A 23,849-nucleotide genomic window follows, 5' to 3' on the forward strand; every position below is an offset into this window, starting at 1 on the left:
ACGGATGCCACGAAGCCATCTTTCCAGGTCGCGTCCACCGATCGATTCCGCCGTGTTGTCCGCGGCATCCCCGGCCGCTCCGCCGACCCCACGCCTCGCGAGATCAGGTGATTTCACGAGCGTAGGACGTTGGCGCGTGGATCGTCCTCCCCCGGTGACATCACCTGATCTCGTCGCGGCGGGAAGCCGCCTCAGTCGCGCGGATGTCTCCCTCGAGTCTTCGCAGCCGCTCGCGGAGCGCCCGCTCAGCGTCCCAGCCGTTCTCCCGCGCCGTCGCCACGAGCTCCAGGAGCGTGTCGCCGAGCTCGGCCTCCGACCTCGGTTCGGCCGGTTTCGTCTCGTCGCTGCGCTCCTCGCTCAATGCCCGGGGGGTCGGCGGGAGGTCGACCTGGGCTGCCTTGCCAATGAGCTTCTGGGCGAGCGCGAGCGACGGCATCCGCTCGCTCACGCCGTCGAGGACGCTCGTGCGCTCGTTCTTCTCGGCGGCCTTCGCGGCGTTCCAGTGCACGAGCACCTCTTCGGGCGTCGTCGCGACCGCATCACCGAAGACATGCGGATGCCGCCGGACCATCTTGTCGGTGAGCCCGCGCGCCACGTCGTCGATGTCGAACGGCTCGTCGGGGTCTCGCGAGGCGATCTCGGCGTGGAAGAGCACCTGCCACAGCAGGTCGCCCAGCTCTTCGCGCAGCTCGGCACGCGAGCCCTCCTCGACGGCGTCGATGAGCTCGGCGCTCTCCTCGATCAGATACGGCACGAGCGCGCGGTGGTCGATCTGCTGCGTCCACACGCACCGGTCCCGCACCGCCCGCATCGTGTCGGCCGCCTCGCGCAGGGCGTCGGAGGATCCGGCGGTCTCCGTCATGCGATCTGGCCATTCTGCTCGTCCATGCGGGGCAGCTCATCGCCGCGCGACGAGGGATCGATCCGGCGGTAGTGGCGAGCGCGCAGTGCGACCAGGACCGCTGCGAGAACGATCGAGATCGCCGAGCCTCCGAGGACGCCCAGCGTCGCTTCATCGCGGACGAGCGGGGCACCGGCGAAAGCGAGCTCGGAAAGCAGGAGCGACACGGTGAAGCCGATGCCGCCGAGTGCGCCGGCAGCGAGTAGATCGGCGAAAGACAGATGCGGGGCGGCGCCGCGGTTCCCGATGCGCAGCGAGATCCAGCCGGCGATCGAGATTCCGATGATCTTCCCTACGGGCAACGCCACGAGAATCCCCCAGAACGCCGGCGAGAGCTGCGACGGCGAGACGGCCGGGATGACGACGAGTGCCGCCGAGAACGCGAACAGCGGCAGGACGATCCCGTTCACCCAGGGCTCCAGCTCATGACGCGCGCGCAGGGCGGGCTGCTGCGCCATCGCCAGTCCCAGAGCCACGCCTGCGATCGTCGCGTGCACGCCCGACAGGTAGACGAGGACCCACGCGGTGATCGCGAGGACGATCAGGATGATCGCGATCGGGATGCGACCGCGCGTATCGAGCTGACGGCTGAGGATCCCGAAGACGATCACCGCCACGCCTGCCAGGGCGAGCAGGCCGACATTGACGTCGTTGGTGAAGAGCACGGCGATGAACACGATGCCGACGATGTCGTCGAGGATGGCCAGGGCCAGCAGGAAGATCCGGATGCCGGAGGGAAGGCCCTTGCCGAAGACGGCGAGAACACCCAACGCGAATGCGATGTCGGTCGCCGTGGGAATGGGCCATCCGTCTGAGGCATCGGATCGGGCTGCGAACAGGAGGAAGACGGCGATCGGGACGAGCACGCCGCCCGCCGCCGCGATCGCGGGCTGGAGAGCCTTGCGGGCCGAGTTCAGCTCGCCGTTGGTGAGTTCGAACTGCAGCTCGACCGCCACGATGAAGAAGAAGACGGCGAGAAGACCGTCCTGCACCCAATGCCCGACCGACATCTCGAAGACGCCGGGAATGCCCAGGTAGGCGTCCTTCACAGCCGCGATCCCTGGTCCGGCCGGTGAGTTGGCGAGAATGAGGGCGAGAACCGCTGAGACCAGGAGGATGATCGCTGGAAAGCGGGCAGAGCGGAGCAGGGACACACGGGTCCTTTCGTCGGGGTCGGCGGATCGCGCCACAGCGCATCGCCGACCAGACTTCCCGGCACACCAGGGGGCAAGTCTACTGACACCCTCGGCTGCACGGGTCCGGGCCGCGTCACACGAAGACCCGTGTCATCGGGGCGGTACGAGCCGCCGTTAGCCTGGACGGATGCGCGAACTCACCCACACCGAAGCGATCGACGTCGTCGGACGATTCGAGGCGGAGCAGGAGATTCCCGAGCGCATGCGCGCCGATGTGCGAATGCTGGGCACACTGCTGGGGCGCGTCCTGCGAGAGAGCGGATCGCCCGGCCTGTACGAGGACGTCGAGCGGCTGCGGATCGCGACGATCCAGGCCTACACCGACGAGACGCCCGAAGCGTTCGCGCGCGCGGCGGCGATCGCCGACTCGTTCACGATCGAGCGGGCCGACGAGGTCGCCCGCGCATTCACCGCGTACTTCCACCTCGTCAACCTCGCCGAGGAGCACCAGCGCGTGCGCATCCTGCGGGAGCGGGACGGCCGCCCCGACCGTGAGCGTGCCACCGACTCCGTCGCCGCGGCGTTCATGCGCCTGGCCAGTGAGGTCGGCGACGACACCGCGCTCGCGCACCTGCAGAACATGCGCTTCCACCCGGTCTTCACCGCGCACCCCACCGAGGCCCGCCGCCGGGCCGTCTCGTCCAGCATCCGTCGGCTGGCTGCACTGCTCGAAGAGCACGACTCGTCGCTTCGCAACGGTGCGGATGAGCGGCGCGCCGAGCGACGAATGATCGAAGAGGTCGACACGCTGTGGCGCACGGCGCCGCTCCGCCCCGAGAAGCCCTCGCCCGTGGACGAAGTGCGTGCCGTCATGGCGGTCTTCGACGAGACGCTGTACACCGCGGTCCCCCACGTCTACCGTCGCGTCGACGACGCGCTGCAGGGGCCGGCCGCCGGCGGACGCGCGCCCGTGGTGCGGCCTTTCGTGCGCGTGGGCTCGTGGGTCGGCGGCGACAGGGACGGCAACCCGTTCGTGACGGCATCCGTCACCCGCAAGGCGGCGAAGATCGCCAGCGAGCACGTCCTGCTCGGACTCGAGCGCACCACCAGCCGCATCGGGCGCACGCTCACGCTCGACGCGACGACCACGCCGCCGAGCCCGGCGCTGCTCGCGCTGTGGCAGCGACTGAAGGCCGCCGACGAGGAGGCCGCGAAAGAGATCGCCAAGCGCTCGCCCGACGAACCGCACCGGCGCATCCTGCTGCTCGTCGCGCGCCGGATCGAGGCGACGCGCGAGCGCAACGCCGACCTGGCGTATCGGGACCCCGAGCACCTGCTCGCCGACCTGCGCGTCGTGCAGGACTCGCTCGTGCAGGCGGGCGCCCCCCGCCAGGCATACGGGCACCTGCAGCAGCTGCTGTGGCAGGTCGAGACCTACGGCTTCCACCTCACCGAGCTCGAGGTGCGCCAGCACTCCGCGGTGCATGCGAAGGTCCTCGCGGAGCTGGATGCCGCGGCATCCAGCGGCGCACCGCTCAGCGAGCTCGCCGATGAGGTGCTCGACGTCATCCGCACGATCGCGTTCCTGCAGGAGCGCTACGGCCCGCGTGCCGCCGGTCGCTACATCGTGTCGTTCACGCAGTCCGCCGACGACCTCGCCGCCGTGCACCGCCTGGCCCGCCACGCGGTCGGGCCGGACGGCACGCCCCCCGTCCTCGACGTCGTGCCGCTGTTCGAGACGTTCGCCGACCTTCAGGCCGCACCCGGCATCCTCGCCGAGATCGTCGATCACCCCGAGTTCGCGGCCCGCCTCGAGGCGACCGGGCGCCGCCTCGAGGTCATGCTCGGCTACTCCGACTCGTCGAAGGACGTCGGCCCGGTCGCAGCGAACCTCGCGCTCTACCAGGCGCAGGCGGCCATCTCGGCCTGGGCGCGGGAGAACGGGATCGAGCTGACGCTCTTCCACGGCCGCGGCGGCGCCCTGGGGCGTGGCGGCGGGCCCGCGAACTCGGCGATCCTCGCGCAGCCGCCGCACTCGGTGGACGGGCGGTTCAAGCTCACCGAGCAAGGTGAGGTCATCTTCGCCCGCTACGGCGACCCCGCGATCGCCATGCGCCACATCGATCAGGTCGCCGCGGCGATCCTGCTCGCTTCGGCGCCCTCGAACGAGGAGCGCAACCGCGCGGCCGCCGAGCGGTACGCGGACGTGGCGGCGACGCTGGATGCGGCATCCCGCGAACGCTTCCTCGCCCTGGTGAAGGCGCCCGGCTTCGCCTCGTGGTTCGCGCGTGTGACTCCCATGGAAGAGATCGGGCTGCTCGCGCTCGGCTCGCGCCCCGCGCGGCGCGGGCTCTCGGTCGAGTCGCTCGAGGACCTGCGCGCCATCCCGTGGGTGTTCGCGTGGACGCAGGCCCGCATCAACCTCGCCGGCTGGTTCGGCCTGGGCACCGCGCTCGAGGCGGTCGGCGACGAGCCGCTCCTGCAGCGTGCGTACCAGGAATGGCCCCTCTTCCGCACGCTGGTCGACAACGTCGCGATGAGCCTCGCGAAGGCCGACGACCGCATCGCGCGCCACTATCTCGAACTCGGCGACCGCGACGATCTCGCCGCCCTCGTCCGCGACGAGATGGCGCTCACCCGCTCGTGGGTCATCCGCGTCACCGGCGGCACCGAGCTGCTCGGCAACAAGCCCGTGCTGCAGCGCGCCGTCAAGATGCGCAGCCCCTATGTCGACGCGCTGTCACTGCTGCAGCTGCGCGCCCTGCGCGCGCTGCGCGACGCTCCCGAAGACGCCCCGGTCGATCCCGAGCAGCAGCGGCTGCTGCTGCTGTCGGTCTCGGGAGTCGCCGCCGGCCTGCAGAACACCGGCTGATCAGAACACCGGCTGAGCGTCCGCGCCGACACGCGCGTCGCTGCCGCATGTGTGGGCGGCCGGGGTTACCGTCGGCGCATGGGCAGAGCAGGAGATGACGCGACGCTGACGCTCGCGATCGACGTGTGCCCGGTGTGCGCGTCGTCGGAGGTCCGCATCGCCGAAGAGTGGTTCGTGCTGGAGTTCGACCGCGGCGACGAGTTGCGCCATGGACAGTTGGACGCCAGCCCGCACTTCGGCTGCCGCGACTGCGGCGCGGACTGGAGCTGACGATCGATCGCGTCAGTCCACGCGGCGATCGTCCGCGTGCCGCGCGAGACTTCGCCCGTATCGCTCGGTGAGCTGCACCATGAGGTCGGGCGTCTCGCGGTCCAGGCCGAAGACGTAACCCGGAAAGTCCAGCTCGCGCTGCGCCGCCCAGATCTCGTCGTGGCGCTCGGGTGGCAGGATCTGCACCGGATCCCCCACAGCGACCCAGCCGATCGGCACCGTCGTCTCGGGGGCGAGCGTCGTGCGCAGGTGGACGACGCCGTTGATCCGCACTTCGCTGCGCCGCCCGATCCTGGCGCCGTTGAAGACACGCGTTCCCGTCGCGAGGAACACCTCGTCCTCGATGACGGCGCCCGAGACGCTCGCCATCGGACCGATCAGCACGTGGTCTCCGACGTGCACGGGGTTCGTCGCCGTCGCACGGACGAGCGCGTTCTCCATCACGATCACATTCGCGCCCAGGGTGATGGGTCCGCCCTCAGCGGTGATCACGGCGCCGTGCAGGATCTGGCAGTCGGCGCCGACCTCGACGTCGCCGCTGATGACGGCCGTCGCCGCGACGACGGCATCGGGATGGATGCGGGGCTGGGCCCCGAGGTGCTCGAATCGCATCGGTCCTCCTGATCGGCGCCAGCGTAGCGCGGCCCGGCGCCCTCGCGTCACTCACCCGAGCAGGCGGGTTAGGCTGGAGTCTCCCCTCCGAGCTATTGCGCGTTCTGCGCATGCCACCGGCCACCACCGCAGATCCGCGTCCGGCCGGATGCCCCGCGAACCCGCGGGTGCGGGCCGCCGGCCGGGGAATCCCCTGGCTCCGGCAAGAAAGCTCCACCCGTGACCGAAACACTCGTCGCTCTGCCCCCTGTCGTTCGCGACGTCTACGCCACCGTCCTCGCCCGCAACCCCCACGAGCCCGAGTTCCAGCAGGCCGTGCACGAGGTGCTCGAGTCGATCGCCCCCGTGCTGGACGCGCACCCGCAGTTCGTGGACGGCGGCATCGTGGAGCGACTCGTCGAGCCCGAACGGCAGATCCTCTTCCGGGTGCCGTGGGTCGACGACCGCGGCCGGCTGCAGGTGAATCGCGGCTTCCGCGTGCAGTTCTCGTCGGTGCTCGGCCCGTACAAGGGCGGGCTGCGCTTCCACCCGAGCGTCAATCTCTCGATCGTCAAGTTCCTCGGCTTCGAGCAGATCTTCAAGAACGCCCTGACCGGCCAGGGCATCGGCGGCGCGAAGGGCGGCAGCGACTTCGATCCTCACGGCAAGTCCGATGCCGAGGTCATGCGCTTCTGCCAGTCGTTCATGAACGAGCTCTACCGTCACCTCGGCGAGCACACCGACGTGCCCGCCGGCGACATCGGCGTGGGTGCGCGCGAGATCGGCTACCTCTTCGGCCAGTACCGCAAGATCACCAACCGGCATGAGTCGGGCATGTTCACCGGCAAGGGCGTGCAGTGGGGCGGCGCCGAGGTCCGCACCGAGGCCACCGGCTACGGCGCGGTGTTCTTCGTCCAGGAGATGCTCGCGATGCGCGGCTCCTCGCTCGAGGGCACTCGCGTCGGAGTATCCGGCTCGGGCAATGTCGCCCTCTATGCGATCAAGAAGGCCTGGCAGCTGGGCGGCACTCCGGTGACGGCATCCGACTCGTCCGGCTACGTCGTGGACGACGCGGGCATCGATGTGGACCTCCTGCGCGAGATCAAAGAGGTCGAACGCGCCCGCATCGCGGAGTACGCCGCGCGACGCCCCGGTGCGCGCTTCGTCGAGGGCGGGCGCCCGTGGGAGGTCCCTGTGGACATCGCGATCCCGTCGGCCACGCAGAACGAGCTCGACGAGGACGACGCCCGCACCCTCATCGGCAACGGCGTGCGTGCCGTCGCCGAAGGCGCGAACATGCCGTCGACGCCCGGCGCGGTGGCCGCGTTCCAGGAGGCGGATGTGCTGTTCGGTCCCGGCAAGGCGGCCAACGCGGGCGGCGTCGCGACGTCGGCGCTCGAGATGAGCCAGAACGCAGCGCGCCAGCGCTGGAGCTTCGACGACAGCGAGGCCAAGCTGCGGTCGATCATGAAGGACGTCCACGACGCGGCGTTCGACGCCGCCGCACGCTACGGCCGCCCCGGCGACTACGTCGTGGGGGCGAACTCGGCCGGGTTCGAGCGCGTGGCCCACGCGATGCTCGCACAGGGCGTCATCTGACCGATCCACCGCGACGGTGGTGCGGGTTGGACGTCAGGCCAATTCCGATACGGCGACGTCGGTCTTGACGGGCCACAGCTGGTCGAGCAGCTGCCCGACCCACGCGATGAGGTCTGCATCCGACACTCGCTCGCCGCCGGCGGTCGGCAAGGGCACCACGACCGCCTCGCCGCCGGACATCAGCTTGGCTTTCGGGTAGAGGCGCTGCAGCCGCACCCGCATCGAGTCGGGCAGATTCGCGGGCGCGATGCGAAGGTTCGGGCCCATCGCCACGACATCGGCGAGCCCCGCCCGCCCAGCCCGACGACGCAGGCGGGCGACCGCGAGCAGCCCCTCGAGCTCGGCCGGCGGCTCGCCGTAGCGGTCGGTGAGCTCGTCGACGACGAGGTCGAGGGCGTCGTCCTTGGCCGACGCGGATGCTGCGGCCGAGAGCTTCTGGTAGGCCTCGAGACGCAGCCTCTCGCTGTCGATGTACGACTCGGGGATCCGCGCCTGCACCGGCAGCTCCAGCCGCAACTCGGTCGGGCCCTCGGCCTCTTCGCCGCGGAACGTCGCGACCGCCTCGCCGATCATGCGCAGATAGAGGTCGAAGCCGACCCCTGCGATGTGCCCGGCCTGCTCGGCGCCCAGCAGATTGCCCGCACCCCGCAGCTCGAGGTCCTTCAGGGCGACCTGCATGCCGGAACCGAGATCGTTGTTGACGGCGATGGTCTCGAGCCGATCGGCCGCGGTCTCGCTGAGCGGCTTCTGCTCGTCGTAGAGGAAGTACGCGTAGGCGCGCTCGCGCGCCCGTCCCACGCGGCCGCGCAGCTGATGCAGCTGCGACAGCCCGTATTTGTCGGCGCGGTCAATGATGATCGTGTTCGCGTTGGAGATGTCCAGGCCCGTCTCGACGATGGTGGTGCACACCAGCACGTCGAAGCGACGCTCCCAGAACGCATCGACGACCTCCTCGAGCGCGTGCTCCCCCATCTGCCCGTGGGCGACGGCGATGCGCGCCTCGGGGATCAGCTCGGCCAGCTGCGCCGCGACCCGCTGGATCGACGACACGCGGTTGTGGACGAAGAACACCTGGCCCTCGCGCAGCAGCTCGCGGCGGATCGCCGCGGCGATCTGCTTGTCGTTACGGGGGCCGACGTACGACAGGATCGGATGCCGGTCCTCGGGCGGCGTCTGCAGCGTCGACATCTCGCGGATGCCGGTGACGGCCATCTCGAGCGTGCGCGGAATCGGCGTCGCGCTCATGGCGAGGATGTCGACGTTGGTCTTGAGCTTCTTCAGCTGGTCCTTGTGCTCGACGCCGAACCGCTGCTCCTCGTCGATGATCATGAGACCGAGGTCCTTGAAGAGCACCTTCTCGGTGAGGATCCGGTGCGTGCCGATCACCATGTCGATGGTCCCGTCGGCGAGTCCGGCGACCACCTCGCGCGCCTGCTTGTCGGTCTGGAACCGCGAGAGTGCCTTCACCTTGACCGGGAAGCCGGCGAAGCGCTCGGTGAAGGTGTCGAGGTGCTGCTTGACGAGCAGCGTCGTGGGGACGAGCATCGCGACCTGCTTGCCATCCTGAATCGCCTTGAACGCGGCGCGGACGGCGACCTCTGTCTTGCCGAACCCGACGTCGCCCGACAGCAGCCGGTCCATCGGGATCGGCTTCTCCATGTCGGCCTTGATCTCGTCGATCGTCTGCAGCTGGTCGGGCGTCTCGGCGAACGGGAACGCCTCCTCGAGCTCGCGCTGCCACGGCGTATCGGGGCCGAAAGCATAGCCCTTGGCCGCCATGCGGGCCGAATAGAGCTTCACGAGCTCGACGGCGATGTCGCGCACCGCGCGGCGTGCCTTGCTCTTGGCCTGCGCCCAGTCGCTGCCGCCCATCTTCGACAGGGTCGGAGCCTCGCCGCCGACGTAGCGTGAGAGCAGGTCGAGCTGGTCGGTGGGCACGAAGAGCTTGTCGCCCGGATAGCCGCGCTTGGACGGCGCGTATTCGAGCACCAGGTATTCGCGCACGCTCTTGACCGGGTTGCGCCCGCCACTGGACACCTCGCGCTGCGTGAGCTCGACGAACTTGCCGATGCCGTGCGTCGCGTGCACGACGTAGTCGCCGTTCTTCAGCTGCAGCGGATCGACGACCGCCTTGCGACGCGACGCGAGCTTCTTCACCACGCGCTGGTCGCCGCCGATGGTGCGGCCGTAGAACTCCGACTCGGTGAGCACGGCGAGCTTGGCATCAGGCACTTCGAAGCCGCGCTCGAGCACCGAGACGACGAGGTGGGCGACGCCCGGCTCGGGCGCTCCGAGCACGTCGTCGACGCGGCGTGCCGCGATCCCCCGCTCGGCGAGGACGTCGCGTGCGCGCTCGACCAGTCCGGTTCCGGATGCCGCGACCACGACGCGCCAGCCGTCGGCCAGCAGTGCGCCCACATGCGCGGTCGCACCTTCGACGTTGCCATGGAACGACGGCACGGCGGTTCCCGGCACACGGATCGTCGTCGCGGCCTGCAGGGCGACGTCGATGTCGGCATCGACCGCGGTGTCCAGCAGTCCCTCGGCTGCGGCATCCGCCTCTCCGGAATCGAACGCGCTCAGCGTCCACCAGACTCCGCCGCGATCGCGGGTGGCCTCGCGCAGGCGCGGAAGCGTCAGGAAGTCTCCGGCTCCGAGGTCGACGGGCGTCGAGGCGCCGGCCGTCGCGGCGCTCCAGGCCGCGTCGAGGAACTCCCTGTTGGTGTCGCCGAGCGTGATCGCACGCGTCACGGCACGTTCGGGATCGGTCAGGGCGACCGCGGCCGCCTCGGGCAGATAGTCGACCAGGGTCACGAGCCGGTCCACGACCACGGGAAGAAGCGATTCCATACCCTCGACGGGGATGCCCTCCCCCATCTTCTCGAGCATCCCGGCCAGGCCCGGGAACTCGTCCCGGAGTCCGCGGGCGCGTGACCGGACGGCATCCGTCAGCAGCAGCTCGCGGCTGGCGAGCAGGGTGACCTCGGCGACGTCGCCGGGCAGCGAACGCTGATCGGCGACCGAGAACGCGCGGATCTGGTCCACCTCGTCGCCGAAGAACTCGACGCGGTACGGGTGCGCGGCCGTCGGAGGGAAGACGTCGAGGATGCCGCCGCGCAGGGCGAACTCTCCGCGCCGCGAGACCATGTCGACGCGGTGATACGCCAACTCGACCAGACGTGCGGCGACCTCGCCGAGATCGTGTCCGCGTCCCCCGGCGACGAGTTCGACCGGGGCGACATCGGTCAGCCCCGCGGCGAGCGGCTGGCTCGCGCCGCGAACGGAGGCCGTCACGACCAGAGGAGTCGACGCATCCCATCGCGCGATCCGCGTCAGGACCTCGAGCCGGGTGCCGACGGTCTCGGCACTCGGACTCAGGCGTTCGTGGGGCAGGGTCTCCCACGCGGGGAAGTGCAGCACCTCGGCACCGGGGAGCAGTGCGCCCAGGGCCGGGCCCACGGACTCGGCGCGACGCCCCGTGGGGGCCACCAGCAGCACCACCGGCGGCTTGCCGGCCGCCCGCCGCCGTTCGACCAGGGCGGCGAGCAGCGGTGCGCTCAGACCCTCGACGAGCGAGAAATCGGCGTCGACCGATGCCGCGGCGACCGCATCCTGGAATGGTTCAGCCTGCTCGAGGGCGCGCACGATCCCGGGAACTGTCACCGCACGAGTCTACGTCGCACCACCGACACAGGGGTCGCCGCCCCTCGTCGCGTCGGCCTCTCCTCCTAGGATGAGACGCGTGAGCGACCCCACCGAGCCCGCGCCCGCCGCCGCCCCGAATCAGGGTGCCTCCGCGGATGAGGGCGCCTCCGCGACTCAGGAGCAGGGCGCCAAGCGGAACGTCGCCCCGCATGCGGCGCCTGATTCCGCGTCGCACGGCGGCTGGGCAGCCCCGGCCGCGCCACCCTTCGGCGTGCCGGCGGCACCTGACCAGCAAGGCGGCGCCACGGCCCGGTTCGCTCCCCCGCCCGGATACGCGGCGCCCGCGGGTTACCCCGCGGCGACCGGCTACCCCGGCGCGGTCGCGCGATACCCCACGGGCGCACCTGCCACCCGCGGCCGCGCGCTCGGCACCGTGGCACTCGTGCTCGGACTCCTGGCCACGGTCGGGGCGAGCCTGCTCGCCGCCCTCGCCTCGTTCAACATCGGGCTGGGCACCGGGCGCCAGATCGCGATGGGCGCTCTCGGCACCGATTTCGACTGGTCGATCCTGACGCCGGTGCGCGACTGGGTCCTCATGGGCGAGATCGCGTTCTGGGCCGGCACGGCGATCGGCATCTGGGCGCTCGTCCAGGGGATCGTCGCCATCGTCACCCGCCGCGGCCGCGGTGCCGGCATCGCCGCCGTCGTGATCGCCGCCGTCGGACCGCTGATCTTCGGCGCCGTCGTGCAGGGATTCCTCACCGCCGGGTTCGCCGCGGGAAGCGGCATCGGCGGCTGACCCGTCACGCCCGCGGAGCGTGGTGCTTCTGCTGCGCGGCCAGCAGGCCCTCGTCGACGAGCTGCTCGACGGCGTCGGCGGCGTCCCCGACGAGGATCGGCAGGTTCTTGCGCTCCGCCGCACCGAACGGGTCGAGCACCCAGTCCGCCGGATCCTGCCGGCCTGCGGGGCGGCCGATGCCCACGCGCACGCGTGCGAACTCGCCCGAGTCGAGCGCCTTCGCCACGTCGCGCACGCCGTTGTGGCCGCCGTGCCCGCCGCCGGTCTTGAGCTTGATCGTGTCGAACGGGATGTCGAGTTCGTCATGCACGACGACCACATGGCCCGGCTCGACACCGTAGAACTTCGCCAGACCGGCGACCGGCCCGCCTGAAACGTTCATGAACGTGTTCGGCTTGGCGAGGATGAGCTTCGCCCCTCCGGGACGCAGCCACGTCTCCACGACGCGGGCGTTCGCCTTGTGAGCGCGGAAGGTCTCGCCGCGTCGCGCGGCGAGCTCGTCCACGACGAGCTGCCCCACGTTGTGGCGAGTCAGTTCGTAGCGGGGGCCGGGATTGCCCAGTCCCGCGATCAGCCAGACCTGTGCCATGTCTCCATCCTGCCCGACCGGGACGATCGCGATCGCCCCGGCGAGACGAACGAGGGGGCGCGGTGTCCCGCGCCCCCTCGTCACATGCTCTGCGACGTTTACTCGGCCGCTTCGCCACCCTCTTCTGCCTGCTCGGCCTGCTCGGCGGCGACCTCGGCATCGGCCTCGGCGATCTCGTCCTCGGCGGCCAGCGTGGCGGCCGGGACCGAGATGGCGACCACGAGGACCTCGGGGTCGGCGGCCAGCGCCGCGCCCTTGGGCAGCTTCAGGTCGGCCGCGGTGATGTGCGTGCCGTCCTCGAGGCCCTCGACGTCGACCTCGATGTTCTGCGGGATGTGGGTCGCCTCGACCTCGAGCGCGATGGTCTGCGCGTCGAGGTTCGCGATGGTGCCGGCGAACGGCTCGCCCACGACGAGGATCGGCACCTCGACCTGGACCTTCTCGCCCTTCTTGACGACGAGGAGGTCGATGTGCTCGATGACCTGGTGCACCGGGTCCTTCTGGACGTCCTTGACGAGCGTCAGCTGGTGAGTGCCGTTCACGTCGAGCTCGAGCACCGCGTTCGCGCGGCGGATGAGCAGCGCGGTCTGGTGACCGGGCAGCGCGACGTGCACGGGCTCGGTGCCGTGGCCGTAGATGACGGCGGGAATCTTGCCGGCCGCGCGAAGACGGCGGGCGAAGCCCTTGCCGAAGTTCTCGCGGAGCTCGGCGTGGACTTTGGTGTCGGGTTCGGTCGACATGGTTCTCCTTGCGGGCACATGGCCCACTTCTGTGCGGCTCGAAGCCGGATGAATCGGCCTGCGCGGTGGCGGGGCCCGGGATTATGGGATCTGTTCTCGACTCGAACGCACACGCGTGAGGAAAGCCAGGTGGGCCTGCATCACCGCGTCGATCACGGATGCCGCAACCCGACGCTGCCGCCGGGCGCGAGGCATCCCTCGCCGAAGTTCGAGACCAGTCTACCAGCGCCCCCGCTACGATGAGGAACGCCCCCGCTTCACGACCCGCGGGCGACGGAGGATCCCATGGATTACGGCTTCTGGTCCCACGCTCTGCTGTGGCTGATCGGCGCGATGGCGGCCATCGGCGGTCTCGGCGTCATCCTGTCATTCTGGGGTCTCGGGCGTCAGGCCTACCGCAAGGACTGATCGGTCACCGCTGCGCGCGCCGTCGCGCGTCGAGCGCGCGCGTGACCTCGGTGACGACATCGTGGGGCGCGCGGTCGTTGTCCACCACGACACCCGGCTCGTCGTCGTCGAGGTGCTCGAGTGCCTGCAGCTGTGACGCCAGCAGGGCCGGAGGCATGAAGTGCTGACGCGTGCTCATGCGCCGCGCCAGCTCGCCGGGCGAGACGCGCAGTTCGACGAACACGGCGTCGGGCGCCCCCTCGAGGATGCGCTGCCGATAGCGGCGCGCGAGCGCCGAGCACGCCACCACGGCCCCCTCGGGCGCCGAGGCCAGCGCGTCCGCCACGATGTCGAGCCACGGCATCCGGTCGCTGTCGTCCAGCGGCGTGCCCGCCGCCATCTTTGCCACGTTCCCGGCAGGATGCAGATCGTCCGCATCGATGAACGCGACGCCGAGACGCTCGGCGAGCACCGCGCCCACGACCGACTTGCCCGACCCGCTCGGGCCCATCACCACGATGCGCCGTCGTCCGGTCTCCGCCTGTTGTCCCTGAGCCACGCGGCCACGTTAGCGGACCGGCCTCACATCCCTGCCGCGCGCGGGGTGAGCACACGGCCACGCGGTGTAACACGGATGGGCCAGACTCTAGGCTGGATGTGACCCCGACCCCAGGAGCATGTGTGTCTTCGAACGATCCTTCGCGCACCGGCGAGCAGGCCCAGACCAGCATCTCGACCGATCAGGACCAGGCTCCTGACGAGGCCACGACGGCGCACGAGGCCGCCCCCGCCGCCGAGGACGTCCCTCGCCCGACTCCGGAGCCGGAGGGTCCGGATGCCGTCGCGGCCGCGACCGCGAACATCGGCGTCGTGGGACTCGCGGTGATGGGCTCCAACCTGGCCCGCAACCTGGCCAGCCGTGAGGGCAACACCGTCGCGGTGTTCAACCGCAGCCACTCCAAGACCGATGAGCTGCTCTCGACCCACCCCGAGGCGAACTTCGTGTCGGCGTTCTCGTACGAGGAGTTCGCCGCGTCGCTGACCACGCCGCGCACCGCGGTGATCATGGTCAAGGCCGGTAAAGCGACCGATGCCGTCATCGACGCGCTCGTGAACGTGTTCGAGCCGGGCGACATCATCGTGGACGGCGGCAACGCGCTGTTCACCGACACCATCCGCCGCGAGAAGGCGGTGCGCGAGACCGGCATCAACTTCGTCGGCATGGGCGTCTCGGGCGGCGAGGAAGGCGCGCTGCTCGGCCCGTCGCTCATGCCCGGCGGCTCGGACGAGTCGTGGATCACGCTCGGACCGATCCTGCGCTCCATCGCCGCCGTCGCCGAGGGCGAGCCGTGCGTCACCCACGTCGGCCACGACGGTGCCGGGCACTTCGTCAAGATGGTGCACAACGGCATCGAGTACGCCGACATGCAGCTGATCGCCGAGGCGTACGACCTGATCCGCCGCGGCACCGGCCGCTCCCCCGCCGAGATCGCCGACGTGTTCGCCGAATGGAACCGCGGCGAACTCGAGTCGTACCTGATCGAGATCACCGCCGAAGTGTTGCGGCAGGTGGATGCGGCCACCGGCAAGCCTCTCGTGGACGTCATCGTCGACCAGGCGGGCGCGAAGGGCACCGGCGCATGGACGGTGCAGACCGCCCTGTCTCTGGGCGTGCCGGTCTCTGGCATCGCCGAGGCCACGTTCGCGCGCTCGCTGTCCTCGCACCCCGAGCAGCGCGCCATCTCGCGTTCGCTGCCGGGCGCGGAAGAGGACCTCGAGGTTGAGGACGTCGACGCCTTCATCGAGGACGTGCGCCTCGCGCTGTACGCGTCGAAGATCGTCGCCTACAGCCAGGGCTTCGACGAGATCCGTGCCGGCGCCGCCGAGTACGGCTGGAACATCGATCTGGGCGCCATTGCCAAGATCTGGCGCGGCGGCTGCATCATCCGTGCGCAGTTCCTCAACCGCATCACCGAGGCCTACGCCGAAGCACCCGACCTGGCGGTGCTGCTGACCGCGCCGTACTTCGTCGACGCGCTCGGCCGTGCTCAGGGGGCGTGGCGCCGCATCGTATCGACCTCGGCGAACTCCGGCATCCCCGCCCCGGCGTTCTCGTCGTCGCTGGCCTACTACGACGGCTTGCGCGCCGAGCGCCTGCCCGCCGCGCTCATCCAGGGCCAGCGCGACTTCTTCGGCGCCCACACCTACAAGCGCATCGACAAGGACGGCACCTTCCACACGTTGTGGTCGGGTGACCGCTCCGAGATCGAGGCAGAAGACACGCACTGAGCGACGGACCCGCCGCGGGTCGCGCTCCGCGCGTCCGCTGCGGGCATCGCGCAGAAGGCCGGGCACCCGCGAGGGGCCCGGCCATCGTGCGTCGCGGGGAGGTCAGGCCGGCGCGATGTTGTGGTTGCGTCGGAACACGTTCTGCGGATCCCACTCGCGCTTGACCGCGGCCAGACGCGCCATCGTCTCGGCCGGGTACATGCGCTGGGCCCACGAGGGGTCGGTCGATGTCGTGAAGTTGCCGTACACGCCCGCACCGAGAGCCTCGATCGCGTCCCATGCGGCCAGCGCGGCAGCGCGACCGGCGTCGTCGAGCATGCCGGGCACGTCGAACGCCCCCGCCATCGCGAACCACGTCGCATCTCGTGCAGGGAAGGGCGTGTCGGCCTGCGCGACGTCTGCATAGGCGCCGCCCAGTGAGCGCAGGAACGCCACCGACGCCGGGTTCTGCTGGCGGAAGGCGACGATGCGCTCGATCGCGTCGTCGCCGAGTTCGCGCAGCAGCGTGTTGCCGCCGACGAACCCGGGCATGGGGCGCTCGGGGTCGAACTCGGGCGTCTCGAGGAGGATGTCGGGGTACGACTGCACGCCGAACTCGCGTTCGGCCAGGCCGGGCGTCTCGAAGAGGGGCGCGAGGGCGCGTCGTGCGGCGTCCTCGTCGTCGCCGATCCACACCGCAGTGATGGTCGCACCCGCGGGCGCGCTGGGATCCATCGCGGGGACGTCCATGTACGTCACCGTGAGGTCGCGGGGGGCGCCGGTCATGACGTCGCGCAGGGCACGGAGCACCGGTCGCGCATCGCCCTCGACGCCCAGCACGGCCACGACGACGCGGTCGAGCGGGTGCGCCTCGAAGTCGAACCGCGTGACGACGCCGAAGTTCCCGCCGCCGCCCCGCAGCGCCCACATCAGTTCGGGGTGCGAGGCATCCGTCACCTCGACGACATCCCCTCCGGAGGTCACGAGCTGGGCGCCGACGAGCTGATCGGCGGCCAGTCCCCACGCGCGGACCATCCACCCGATGCCCCCGCCGAGCGTGAGCCCGCCGACGCCGACCGAGGCGGTGTCGCCGGAGCTGATGCCGAGCCCGTGCTCGGACAGCGTGTGCGCCACGGCACCCCACTGCGCCCCGCCGCCGACTCGGACACGGGTGCCCTCGACCGAGATGTCGTCGAGGGCGGAGATATCGATCGTGAGGCCGCCGGCCACGGTGCCCCACGCGCTGTGCCCGCCTCCGCGGACCAGGACGTCGAGCCGCTCGGCGGCGGCGTATCGGACGGCGCCGCGCACGTCGTCGACGGTGCTGGCGCGGATGATGAGGGCGGGTTCTCCGATGCCGGAGTGGAAACGGCGGGCGGATTCCCAGTCGGAGTCGCCCGGACGGATGACGGTACCGCCGATGGCGGTGGTGAGATCGTCGATGGTCATGACCGCAAACATAGAGTGCACCGCCGACATCCGGCAGTGTTGTTCGCCGTCAGCGAGTGAGACACGCCGGGGCTCCCGCCGGCGCACCGGCGATGCACGAGGTCGGCCGGGCCGCGTAGGCTCGGCGCTGTGACGAGCATCCTGTACATCGGCGGAACCGGGACCATCAGCGCGGCATGCGTGCGGCGGTCAGTGGCACGAGGTGACGAGGTCACCGTGCTCAATCGCGGGACCGCTCGACGCCCGTTGCCGGACGAGGTCGAGGTCGTCCAGGCCGATGTGCGAGACGGCGATGCCGTGCGCAGCGCGCTCCAGGGCCGGCAGTTCGATGTCGTCGCCGAATTCCTCGCGTTCACCCCGGATCACGTCGCCGCCGACCTCGAGCTGTTCGAGGACCGCACCGGCCAGTACGTCTTCATCAGCTCGGCATCGGCGTACGAGAAGCCGCCCCGTCGCGTGCCGGTGACCGAGTCGACGCCGTTGCGCAACCCTTTCTGGGCATATTCGCGCGACAAGATCGCGTGTGAGGACGTCCTGGTCGCCGCGCATCGCGAGCGGGGACTGCCCGTGACGATCGTCCGTCCGTCGCACACCTACGACGAGCGGCTGCTGCCGACGCTCGGCGGCTGGACCGACATCGCGCGGATGCGCGAGGGCCGCCCGGTCATCGTGCACGGCGACGGCACCACTCAGTGGACGATCACGCACAGCGACGACTTCGCCGTCGCGTTCACGGCGCTGCTCGGAAATCCGGCGGCGATCGGCGACTCGTTCACCATCACCGGCACCCACGCGCCGACCTGGAACCAGATCTACGGCTGGCTGGCGGACGCCGCGGGCGTCGCCGAGCCGGACCTCGTGCACGTCGCCTCGGAGACGATCGCCGCGTTCGCGCCCGATCTCGGTCCGACGCTGATCGGCGACAAAGCCCATTCGATGGTGTTCGACAACTCGAAGATCACCACGCTCGCCCCCGAGTTCCGCACCACGATCACCTTCGACGAGGGCGCTCGCCGGATCCTCGCCCACTACGACGCCCACCCCGAGGACCAGCGGGTGGACGCGGACCGCGACGCGGTGTTCGATCGCATCGCGAGCCACGTCCGCACTGCGGGCTGACGCCGGGCAGCAGCGCCGGCCGGCGCGGAGGCATCCACCGGTCGTCTGCCCTCCCATTCACAGGTCGCGCATAGCGCTCTCCATAGGAACTGCATAGGTTCACGGCCACAATGGACGCATGACCTCACCCGCCCCTGCGCTCCTCCGCCCCGACGGCTCGGCCCTTCGCGTGCTCGTGGTCGACGACGAGCAGATGCTCACCGACTTGCTGTCGATGGCGCTGCGGATGGAGGGCTGGGAGGTGCGCACCGCCGGCTCGGGCTTCGAGGCGCTGCAGGCCGCGCGCGATTTCGGACCCGACGCGATGGTGCTCGACATCATGATGCCGGATCTGGACGGTATGGCCGTGCTGCAGCGGTTGCGCCAGTCCGGCGACGATGTGCCGGTGCTGTTCCTCACCGCGAAGGACGCCGTGAGCGACCGCGTCGCGGGCCTCACGGCCGGCGGCGACGACTACGTCACCAAGCCGTTCAGCCTGGAGGAGGTCGTCGCCCGCCTGCGCGGGCTGATGCGTCGCGCGGGCACGGCGCACACGGCCGGCGCCGAGCCGATCCTGCGCGTGGGCGACCTCTCGCTCAACGAGGACAGCCACGAGGTCGAGCGCTCCGGCGACGAGATCGAGCTCACCGCGACCGAGTTCGAGCTGCTGCGTTACCTCATGCGCAATCAACGCCGCGTCGTCTCGAAGGCGCAGATCCTCGATCGCGTCTGGAACTACGACTTCGGCGGACGCTCCAGCGTCGTGGAGCTGTACATCTCGTACTTGCGCAAGAAGATCGACGCCGGCCGCGAGCCCCTCATCCACACCGTGCGCGGCGTCGGGTACATGATCAAGGCTCCACAGTGACCGATGCCCCGGCCCCGCGCCCGGCGGAGGCGGGAGCCCTCCCCGAGCAGGATCAGCAACCGCCGCGGCACGCCCCCTGGACCCTGCAGCGCAAGCTGATCGTCACCGTGGTGTCGATCACGTCGTTCATCCTGGTCCTGGTCGGCGTCGCCACGAGCGCGATTCTCGGCGCCGTCGTCGAAGAAGGGCTCACGAGCGAGCTGCGCGAGCAGACCCAGCGCACGGCGAGCTTCGCGCGGCCGTACCTGGTCGGCGGCACGTCGGCCGAGGACATCCTCGCTCAGCAACCGATGCCCGCCGGCACGCTCCTGGTCGTCCAGACCCTGCCCGCTGCCGCGACCGCCGCCTACGTGGACGAGGACGGCGCAATCGTCGCGCTCACCGACGAGCAGCTCGAGCAGCTCGTCGCGACCGTCCCGAGCGAAGGACCGCTCGTGGTCACCGTCGACGACGTGGGCACGTTCCGGGTGGAAGGCGAGCGAATCGGCCAGTCGTCGTTCGTGGTCGTCGGCCTGTCCCGCGACAAGGTCGCCCACACGATCGCGCAGATGCTCACCACGATCGGGCTGTTGACGGCGGGCGGCCTGATCCTGCTCGCGACGGCGACCGCCTGGACGATCCGTGCGGGCCTTGCGCCGCTTCGCGCCGTGGCCGACACGGCGGCGCGTGTGTCGACGCAGCGGCTGGACCAGGGCGAGGTGTCCATCGCCGAGCGCGTGCCCGCCGCCCAGGCGGATCCGCGCACCGAGGTCGGGCGCGTGGGCGAGGCACTGAACTCGCTGTTGGATCACGTCGACGAATCTCTGACGGTCCGCCAGCGCAACGAGGAGCGGATGCGGGCCTTCGTCGCCGATGCGAGCCATGAGCTGCGCACGCCGCTGGCCTCCATCCGCGGCTACTCGGAGCTGTCGCTGCGTGCACTCGGCCGGGATCACAGCGCCGACACGATCGATAACACCGAGACATCGCTCGAGCGCATCCAGGCGCAGTCGCTGCGCATGACCTCGCTCGTCGAGGATCTGCTGCTGCTCGCGCGTCTGGACGAAGGACAGGAGCTCGTCTTCGGCACCGTCGACCTCACGCGGCTCGTGATCGACGCCGTCGGAGACGCGCGCCCCACCGGGACCGGCCACACGTGGGTGCTCGACGTGGGCGACGAGCCGGTGCTGATCGCGGGTGACGCGGGACGGCTGCACCAGGTCGTGGCCAACCTGCTGGCGAACGCACGCACGCACACTCCAGACGGGACCACGGTCACTGTGAACGTCGCCCGCGAGGGCGCGAGTGCGGTGGTGCGCGTGCACGACGACGGCCCCGGCGTCGACCCGGCGATCGCGGACGAGCTGTTCGAGCGCTTCTCGCGCGCCGACCGCTCGCGGGCTCGTCAGACCGGCGGCACCGGGCTGGGCCTGTCGATCGCGCGTGCGATCGTCGACGCGCACCGCGGCACCCTCACCGTCTCCAGCTCGCCCGGCGACACGACCTTCGAGGTGCGGCTGCCGGCGCGTCCCGCCGACCCCGCCGTCTGACCCCGGCCGGTTCGGCGAGCATCCACCTGACGGACGAAACGGCGGGTGGCACCCGCGGAGGGGGCGCGAGAATGAACGCGGCGGGGCGGATCAGTAGCCGCTGAACGCGTCGGTCGTGATCGACCGGGCCCGCTCGAGCGCCGGCGCGAGATCTGCGATCAGGGCCGCCGGGCCGGAGATGTACGCGTGTCGCGCACCGATGTCGGGGACGACCCGCAGCAGGCCGTCGGCGTCCAGGCGCACGCCGCGCGCCCGCTGCCAGTGCGGCGGCAGATCGGCGGGACGGTCGCGCGAGAAGACCACGACGTGGACGCCGGATGCCTCGATCTCTTCGCGATACGCCAGCTCCGCGGCATCCGACACGACGTAGACCAGCACGATGTCGCGCTCCTGGCCCGTCAGCCGCGCGTGGCGCAGCTGCGAGACGAACGGGGTGACACCGATGCCGGCGGCGACCATGAGGATCGGCGCGGTGTCGCGCTTGGGCAGCAGGAAGTCGCCCCATACCCCGGTGATCGCGAGCCGGTCGCCTTCGCCCACTACCGCGAGGGCCTTCTTGTACGAGCTCAGCGGCTTCGTGCTGGAGCCGTCCTTGAACGCGACCTTCAGCTGCGGCAGATCCTCGGGCGCCGAGGCGATGCTGAACTCGCGCCGCGTGCCACGCGCATCGGGATGCCGGTGCGGGACCTCGAGCTCGAGGTACTGCCCGGGTACGAACGACAGCCGGTCGTGCACCCGGAAGGTGAGCTCGCGCACGGTCGGGGTCGGCTCGGCACGCGAGACCAGCGTCAGGCGCACAGCCGTGCGCACCGCGAAGGCGAAGGCGACGAGGTTGCCGATGAGCAGCGCTCGCTCCTGCCCGAGCGTGATGTCGCCGACCGGGATCGGCCAGCCGGCCAGGACGCCGACCACCGCGGCGACGGTGAACTGCTGCCAGCGGCGCGGCGGGAGCGTGAGCGGCTCGGAGAGCATGAACGCGCCCAGGAACAGGAACGGCGACGACCACAGGATGGGCCACAGCAGTTCGAGAACCTCGACCTCGACCCCGGCGGACTGGTACTGCGCGGCCGTGCGCACCACGGCGACCGCCACAGCGATCACGACGAATCCGGTGATCACGCGCAGCTTCTCGGTGCGCACCAGCAGCAGGACGCCCAGCACGATGACGGGTGCGGCCATCGCCGGCGTGCCGACCCACCACGATGACGAGCCGAGTGCCGGCCACGCGACGCCGAGCAGCGTGAGCACGGTCGCACCGACGGCGGCGGGGTTGAAGATGTGACGCCCCCGCCACGCCAGGACGTATTTCGACAGCGACGCGGCGAGAGCGGCGATCGCGATGCCGGCGACGCCCGCGAGCTCGAGAGTGGGCCGCAGCACGAACAGCAGGATGTGGGCGGTGATCAGCGAGGACTCGATGCGCCACGGCAGGCCGAGCACACGCTGCATCGCCGCGTCCACGCCGACGCAGACCACCGCCAGCACGGCCAGCGTCACCACGAGCTCGAGCGGGCCGGGTCCCACGAGCCCGAAGAACGACAGGAGCACCGCGATCACCGCGAGCGCCGCGAGCGCGAGGTAGGCCAGGCGGTACATCGACACCCGCCCGAGCACCGCGAAGACGCGGTTCCAGACCGCCGTCAGCGTTCCGAGCATGTCAGGCCGCCCGCAGCGGCTCGAGAGCGAGGGAGTCCGTCACCCTTAAACGCTATCCCGTCGCACGAACAGGTCGGCGCGGCAACCGGGAGACCACTCGACGTGGCCGTCGGTCGTCATGCGCACCCACTCCACACCCCAGTCGTGCGCGATCCGCGGGCCGCCCTCGAAGAACAGCGCGGTCGCGATCGCGTCGGCGGTCATCGCATCCGCGGCGACGGCCCACGTGGCCGCGATGGTGCGCACCGGCTCCCCCGTGCGCGCATCGAGCACGTGATGCAGCCCCGCCCCGGTCGCTCCGGGCCACGCGCGCCGATTGGTGGCAGAGGCGCAGAGAGCGGCATCCGTCACCTCCCACACCCCGATGGCGCGCCGGGGGTCGAACGGATGCTCCAGCCCGATGCGCTGCGGTGCGCCGCGCACCGCGAGATCGCCACCCGCGTCGACGACGAGGTCGCCGCCGGCGGCGGCGCCGACCACCCCGAACACGAGGTCGACCAGCCGGCCCTTGCCGATCGCACCGACGTCGATCGTCGCCTGCTGCCGCAGTTCGAGGACGCCGTCCTGCCATGTGAGCAGGTCCTGCCACGCCGACGGCGCCGGCACCGCGCCGGAGTCGCGGAACGAATATGCCGCGTCGTAGCCGCGACGCTCGAGCACGTCGCCGACCAGCGGATTCACCGCGCCGGCCGTGGCGTCGGACAGCGCCGCGTAGGCATCGAGCATGGCGACGGCGTCGATCGGCGCCGGGATGCTCCGCGGCCGCCGGGCCAGATCGCTCACGGTGGAGTCCTCGCGGAATCGCGACCATGCGCGATCGAACCCCTCGATTACCCGCATCGTCGCATCCCGCACTGCGGCGGGAAGCTCGTGCGCGGTCACGACCTCCCACCGCGTACCGATCGCGTCGAACCGCCACACCGCCGGTGCCGCGCCCGCGCCCGTCATCGCGTCACCGGGCCCCGTCACTCGGCGGCGTCGGCCTTGATCGCCTCGATCGCCTGGTTGAACCCGCCGCTGGTGAGGGAGGAGCCCGCCACGCGGCTGACCTGGATCTCGTCGATGTCCTGCCCGACCACCACGTCCGCGATCCCGCCGATGAACTGGCCCTGGTACTGCTCCGATTCGGCGCGCTGCGGGTCGCCGGTCACCTCGACCTCCGTGACCGCACCGCCCTCGAGGGTCACGGTGACAGAGATGGTCTCGACCGTCTCGGGAGTCGCGTACGTGCCCGCGGCGGTGTACGTGCCGTCGGCGTACGTGCCGGACCCCGTCGAACCGGATCCGGTCGAGCCCGCGTCATCGGACGGCTCGTCGGCGGCGCCACCCGACGCCGGTGTGCACCCGGCAAGGAGGGCGATCCCCGCGACAGCCGCCAGAGTGGCGCCGACGCGAGCGGGACGGTGGGCGAGTGCGGTGCGGATCATGACGGTCCTCCTGGCTCGTGTCGTC

At 70.7% G+C, this 23,849-nt stretch carries 20 protein-coding genes; 9 read left to right on the forward strand and 11 right to left on the reverse strand.

Features of this window, described 5'->3' with window-relative positions:
- Nucleotides 1-160: 160 nt before the first annotated feature.
- Entirely contained in the window at nt 161-862 is a 702-nt protein-coding gene (locus ACLKM7_RS00485; protein WP_436445049.1) for a MazG family protein, read from the reverse strand.
- Nucleotides 859-2,055, reverse strand: a complete 1,197-nt coding sequence (locus ACLKM7_RS00490) for a Na+/H+ antiporter NhaA (RefSeq protein WP_436445051.1) — start codon at nt 2,053-2,055, stop codon at nt 859-861. Before ACLKM7_RS00490 ends, ACLKM7_RS00485 begins: the two co-directional genes overlap by 4 nt.
- A 169-nt stretch (nt 2,056-2,224) precedes the next feature.
- Here ACLKM7_RS00490 and ACLKM7_RS00495 point away from each other — a divergent pair, with 169 nt between their 5' ends.
- Together ACLKM7_RS00495 and ACLKM7_RS00500 are read left to right on the forward strand one after the other, a co-directional pair.
- Nucleotides 2,225-4,909 carry a phosphoenolpyruvate carboxylase gene (locus ACLKM7_RS00495; RefSeq protein ID WP_436445052.1) on the forward strand — a complete coding sequence of 895 codons (2,685 nt, stop codon included), beginning with the start codon at nt 2,225-2,227 and terminating at the stop codon, nt 4,907-4,909.
- Nucleotides 4,910-4,987: 78 nt separating this feature from the next.
- Entirely contained in the window at nt 4,988-5,179 is a 192-nt protein-coding gene (locus ACLKM7_RS00500; protein ID WP_436445053.1) for a hypothetical protein, read from the forward strand.
- A gap of 12 nt (nt 5,180-5,191) precedes the next feature.
- Here the strand turns inward: ACLKM7_RS00500 and ACLKM7_RS00505 are convergent, their stop codons facing one another.
- Nucleotides 5,192-5,791, reverse strand: a complete 600-nt coding sequence (locus tag ACLKM7_RS00505) for a gamma carbonic anhydrase family protein (RefSeq protein ID WP_436445054.1) — start codon at nt 5,789-5,791, stop codon at nt 5,192-5,194.
- A 219-nt stretch (nt 5,792-6,010) separates the two neighbouring features.
- Between ACLKM7_RS00505 and gdhA the strand changes: the two genes are divergently transcribed.
- Nucleotides 6,011-7,369: an NADP-specific glutamate dehydrogenase gene (gene gdhA / locus ACLKM7_RS00510; RefSeq protein ID WP_436445055.1), complete on the forward strand. Its 1,359-nt coding sequence runs from the start codon at nt 6,011-6,013 to the stop codon at nt 7,367-7,369.
- Nucleotides 7,370-7,402: 33 nt separating this feature from the next.
- Here the strand turns inward: gdhA and mfd are convergent, their stop codons facing one another.
- Nucleotides 7,403-11,032 (reverse strand): transcription-repair coupling factor, encoded by a 3,630-nt coding sequence (gene mfd, locus ACLKM7_RS00515; RefSeq protein ID WP_436445056.1) that lies wholly within the window; start codon nt 11,030-11,032, stop codon nt 7,403-7,405.
- Between the two features lie 70 nt (nt 11,033-11,102).
- On the opposite strand from mfd, the gene ACLKM7_RS00520 reads away from it, so the two are divergent.
- Nucleotides 11,103-11,813, forward strand: a complete 711-nt coding sequence (locus ACLKM7_RS00520; RefSeq protein ID WP_436445057.1) for a hypothetical protein — start codon at nt 11,103-11,105, stop codon at nt 11,811-11,813.
- A gap of 4 nt (nt 11,814-11,817) precedes the next feature.
- Here ACLKM7_RS00520 and pth read toward each other — a convergent pair whose 3' ends face one another.
- Both pth and ACLKM7_RS00530 read right to left on the reverse strand, forming a co-directional pair.
- Nucleotides 11,818-12,402 carry an aminoacyl-tRNA hydrolase gene (gene pth / locus ACLKM7_RS00525; protein WP_436445059.1) on the reverse strand — a complete coding sequence of 195 codons (585 nt, stop codon included), beginning with the start codon at nt 12,400-12,402 and terminating at the stop codon, nt 11,818-11,820.
- A gap of 98 nt (nt 12,403-12,500) precedes the next feature.
- Nucleotides 12,501-13,142, reverse strand: a complete 642-nt coding sequence (locus tag ACLKM7_RS00530; protein WP_436445060.1) for a 50S ribosomal protein L25/general stress protein Ctc — start codon at nt 13,140-13,142, stop codon at nt 12,501-12,503.
- A gap of 285 nt (nt 13,143-13,427) precedes the next feature.
- Here ACLKM7_RS00530 and ACLKM7_RS00535 point away from each other — a divergent pair, with 285 nt between their 5' ends.
- The gene (locus tag ACLKM7_RS00535) at nt 13,428-13,550 is read left to right on the forward strand and encodes a hypothetical protein (protein ID WP_436445062.1); all 123 of its coding nucleotides are present in this window, start codon (nt 13,428-13,430) and stop codon (nt 13,548-13,550) included.
- Nucleotides 13,551-13,554: 4 nt separating this feature from the next.
- Here ACLKM7_RS00535 and ACLKM7_RS00540 read toward each other — a convergent pair whose 3' ends face one another.
- Complete coding sequence (locus ACLKM7_RS00540) at nt 13,555-14,040, reverse strand: gluconokinase (RefSeq protein ID WP_436445742.1); 486 nt, start codon at nt 14,038-14,040, stop codon at nt 13,555-13,557.
- Between the two features lie 350 nt (nt 14,041-14,390).
- Between ACLKM7_RS00540 and gndA the strand changes: the two genes are divergently transcribed.
- A complete protein-coding gene (gndA, locus tag ACLKM7_RS00545; RefSeq protein ID WP_436445743.1) occupies nt 14,391-15,818 on the forward strand; it encodes an NADP-dependent phosphogluconate dehydrogenase in 1,428 nt (475 codons plus the stop codon).
- Between the two features lie 102 nt (nt 15,819-15,920).
- Here gndA and ACLKM7_RS00550 read toward each other — a convergent pair whose 3' ends face one another.
- Entirely contained in the window at nt 15,921-17,246 is a 1,326-nt protein-coding gene (locus ACLKM7_RS00550; RefSeq protein ID WP_436445063.1) for an FAD-binding oxidoreductase, read from the reverse strand.
- A gap of 129 nt (nt 17,247-17,375) precedes the next feature.
- Between ACLKM7_RS00550 and ACLKM7_RS00555 the strand changes: the two genes are divergently transcribed.
- The 3 genes from ACLKM7_RS00555 (at nt 17,376) to ACLKM7_RS00565 (ending at nt 20,741) form a co-directional block, all read left to right on the forward strand.
- Nucleotides 17,376-18,365: an NAD-dependent epimerase/dehydratase family protein gene (locus ACLKM7_RS00555; RefSeq protein ID WP_436445064.1), complete on the forward strand. Its 990-nt coding sequence runs from the start codon at nt 17,376-17,378 to the stop codon at nt 18,363-18,365.
- Between the two features lie 118 nt (nt 18,366-18,483).
- On the forward strand, nt 18,484-19,212 hold the full coding sequence (locus tag ACLKM7_RS00560) for a response regulator transcription factor (RefSeq protein WP_436445065.1): 729 nt from the start codon (nt 18,484-18,486) through the stop codon (nt 19,210-19,212).
- Complete coding sequence (locus tag ACLKM7_RS00565; RefSeq protein WP_436445066.1) at nt 19,209-20,741, forward strand: sensor histidine kinase; 1,533 nt, start codon at nt 19,209-19,211, stop codon at nt 20,739-20,741. The genes ACLKM7_RS00560 and ACLKM7_RS00565 overlap by 4 nt, the downstream gene beginning before the upstream one ends.
- 90 nt (nt 20,742-20,831) lie before the next feature.
- Here ACLKM7_RS00565 and ACLKM7_RS00570 read toward each other — a convergent pair whose 3' ends face one another.
- From ACLKM7_RS00570 to ACLKM7_RS00580, 3 genes are read right to left on the reverse strand one after another with little or no spacing between them, the layout of a single operon-like run.
- A complete protein-coding gene (locus tag ACLKM7_RS00570) occupies nt 20,832-22,397 on the reverse strand; it encodes an FAD-dependent oxidoreductase (RefSeq protein ID WP_436445067.1) in 1,566 nt (521 codons plus the stop codon).
- 45 nt (nt 22,398-22,442) lie between these two features.
- Nucleotides 22,443-23,345, reverse strand: a complete 903-nt coding sequence (locus ACLKM7_RS00575) for an FAD:protein FMN transferase (RefSeq protein WP_436445069.1) — start codon at nt 23,343-23,345, stop codon at nt 22,443-22,445.
- A gap of 17 nt (nt 23,346-23,362) precedes the next feature.
- Nucleotides 23,363-23,824, reverse strand: a complete 462-nt coding sequence (locus ACLKM7_RS00580) for a hypothetical protein (RefSeq protein WP_436445070.1) — start codon at nt 23,822-23,824, stop codon at nt 23,363-23,365.
- Nucleotides 23,825-23,849 lie beyond the last annotated feature (25 nt).

It is taken from the genome of Microbacterium sp. I2, assembly GCF_051364985.1.
In the GTDB taxonomy this organism is placed as follows: Bacteria; Actinomycetota; Actinomycetes; order Actinomycetales; family Microbacteriaceae; genus Microbacterium.

Bases quoted from the DNA above. Each gene is read 5' to 3' on its own strand.
- pth (WP_436445059.1), bottom strand. From the start codon at position 12,402: ATGGCACAGGTCTGGCTGATCGCGGGACTGGGCAATCCCGGCCCCCGC.
- ACLKM7_RS00495 (WP_436445052.1), top strand. From the start codon at position 2,225: ATGCGCGAACTCACCCACACCGAAGCGATCGACGTCGTCGGACGATTC.
- ACLKM7_RS00500 (WP_436445053.1), top strand. From the start codon at position 4,988: ATGGGCAGAGCAGGAGATGACGCGACGCTGACGCTCGCGATCGACGTG.
- ACLKM7_RS00560 (WP_436445065.1), top strand. From the start codon at position 18,484: ATGACCTCACCCGCCCCTGCGCTCCTCCGCCCCGACGGCTCGGCCCTT.
- ACLKM7_RS00550 (WP_436445063.1), bottom strand. From the start codon at position 17,246: ATGACCATCGACGATCTCACCACCGCCATCGGCGGTACCGTCATCCGT.
- ACLKM7_RS00520 (WP_436445057.1), top strand. From the start codon at position 11,103: ATGAGACGCGTGAGCGACCCCACCGAGCCCGCGCCCGCCGCCGCCCCG.
- ACLKM7_RS00575 (WP_436445069.1), bottom strand. From the start codon at position 23,345: ATGACGGGCGCGGGCGCGGCACCGGCGGTGTGGCGGTTCGACGCGATC.
- ACLKM7_RS00535 (WP_436445062.1), top strand. From the start codon at position 13,428: ATGGATTACGGCTTCTGGTCCCACGCTCTGCTGTGGCTGATCGGCGCG.
- ACLKM7_RS00540 (WP_436445742.1), bottom strand. From the start codon at position 14,040: ATGGGCCCGAGCGGGTCGGGCAAGTCGGTCGTGGGCGCGGTGCTCGCC.
- ACLKM7_RS00485 (WP_436445049.1), bottom strand. From the start codon at position 862: ATGACGGAGACCGCCGGATCCTCCGACGCCCTGCGCGAGGCGGCCGAC.
- ACLKM7_RS00530 (WP_436445060.1), bottom strand. From the start codon at position 13,142: ATGTCGACCGAACCCGACACCAAAGTCCACGCCGAGCTCCGCGAGAAC.
- ACLKM7_RS00505 (WP_436445054.1), bottom strand. From the start codon at position 5,791: ATGCGATTCGAGCACCTCGGGGCCCAGCCCCGCATCCATCCCGATGCC.
- ACLKM7_RS00570 (WP_436445067.1), bottom strand. From the start codon at position 22,397: ATGCTCGGAACGCTGACGGCGGTCTGGAACCGCGTCTTCGCGGTGCTC.
- ACLKM7_RS00580 (WP_436445070.1), bottom strand. From the start codon at position 23,824: ATGATCCGCACCGCACTCGCCCACCGTCCCGCTCGCGTCGGCGCCACT.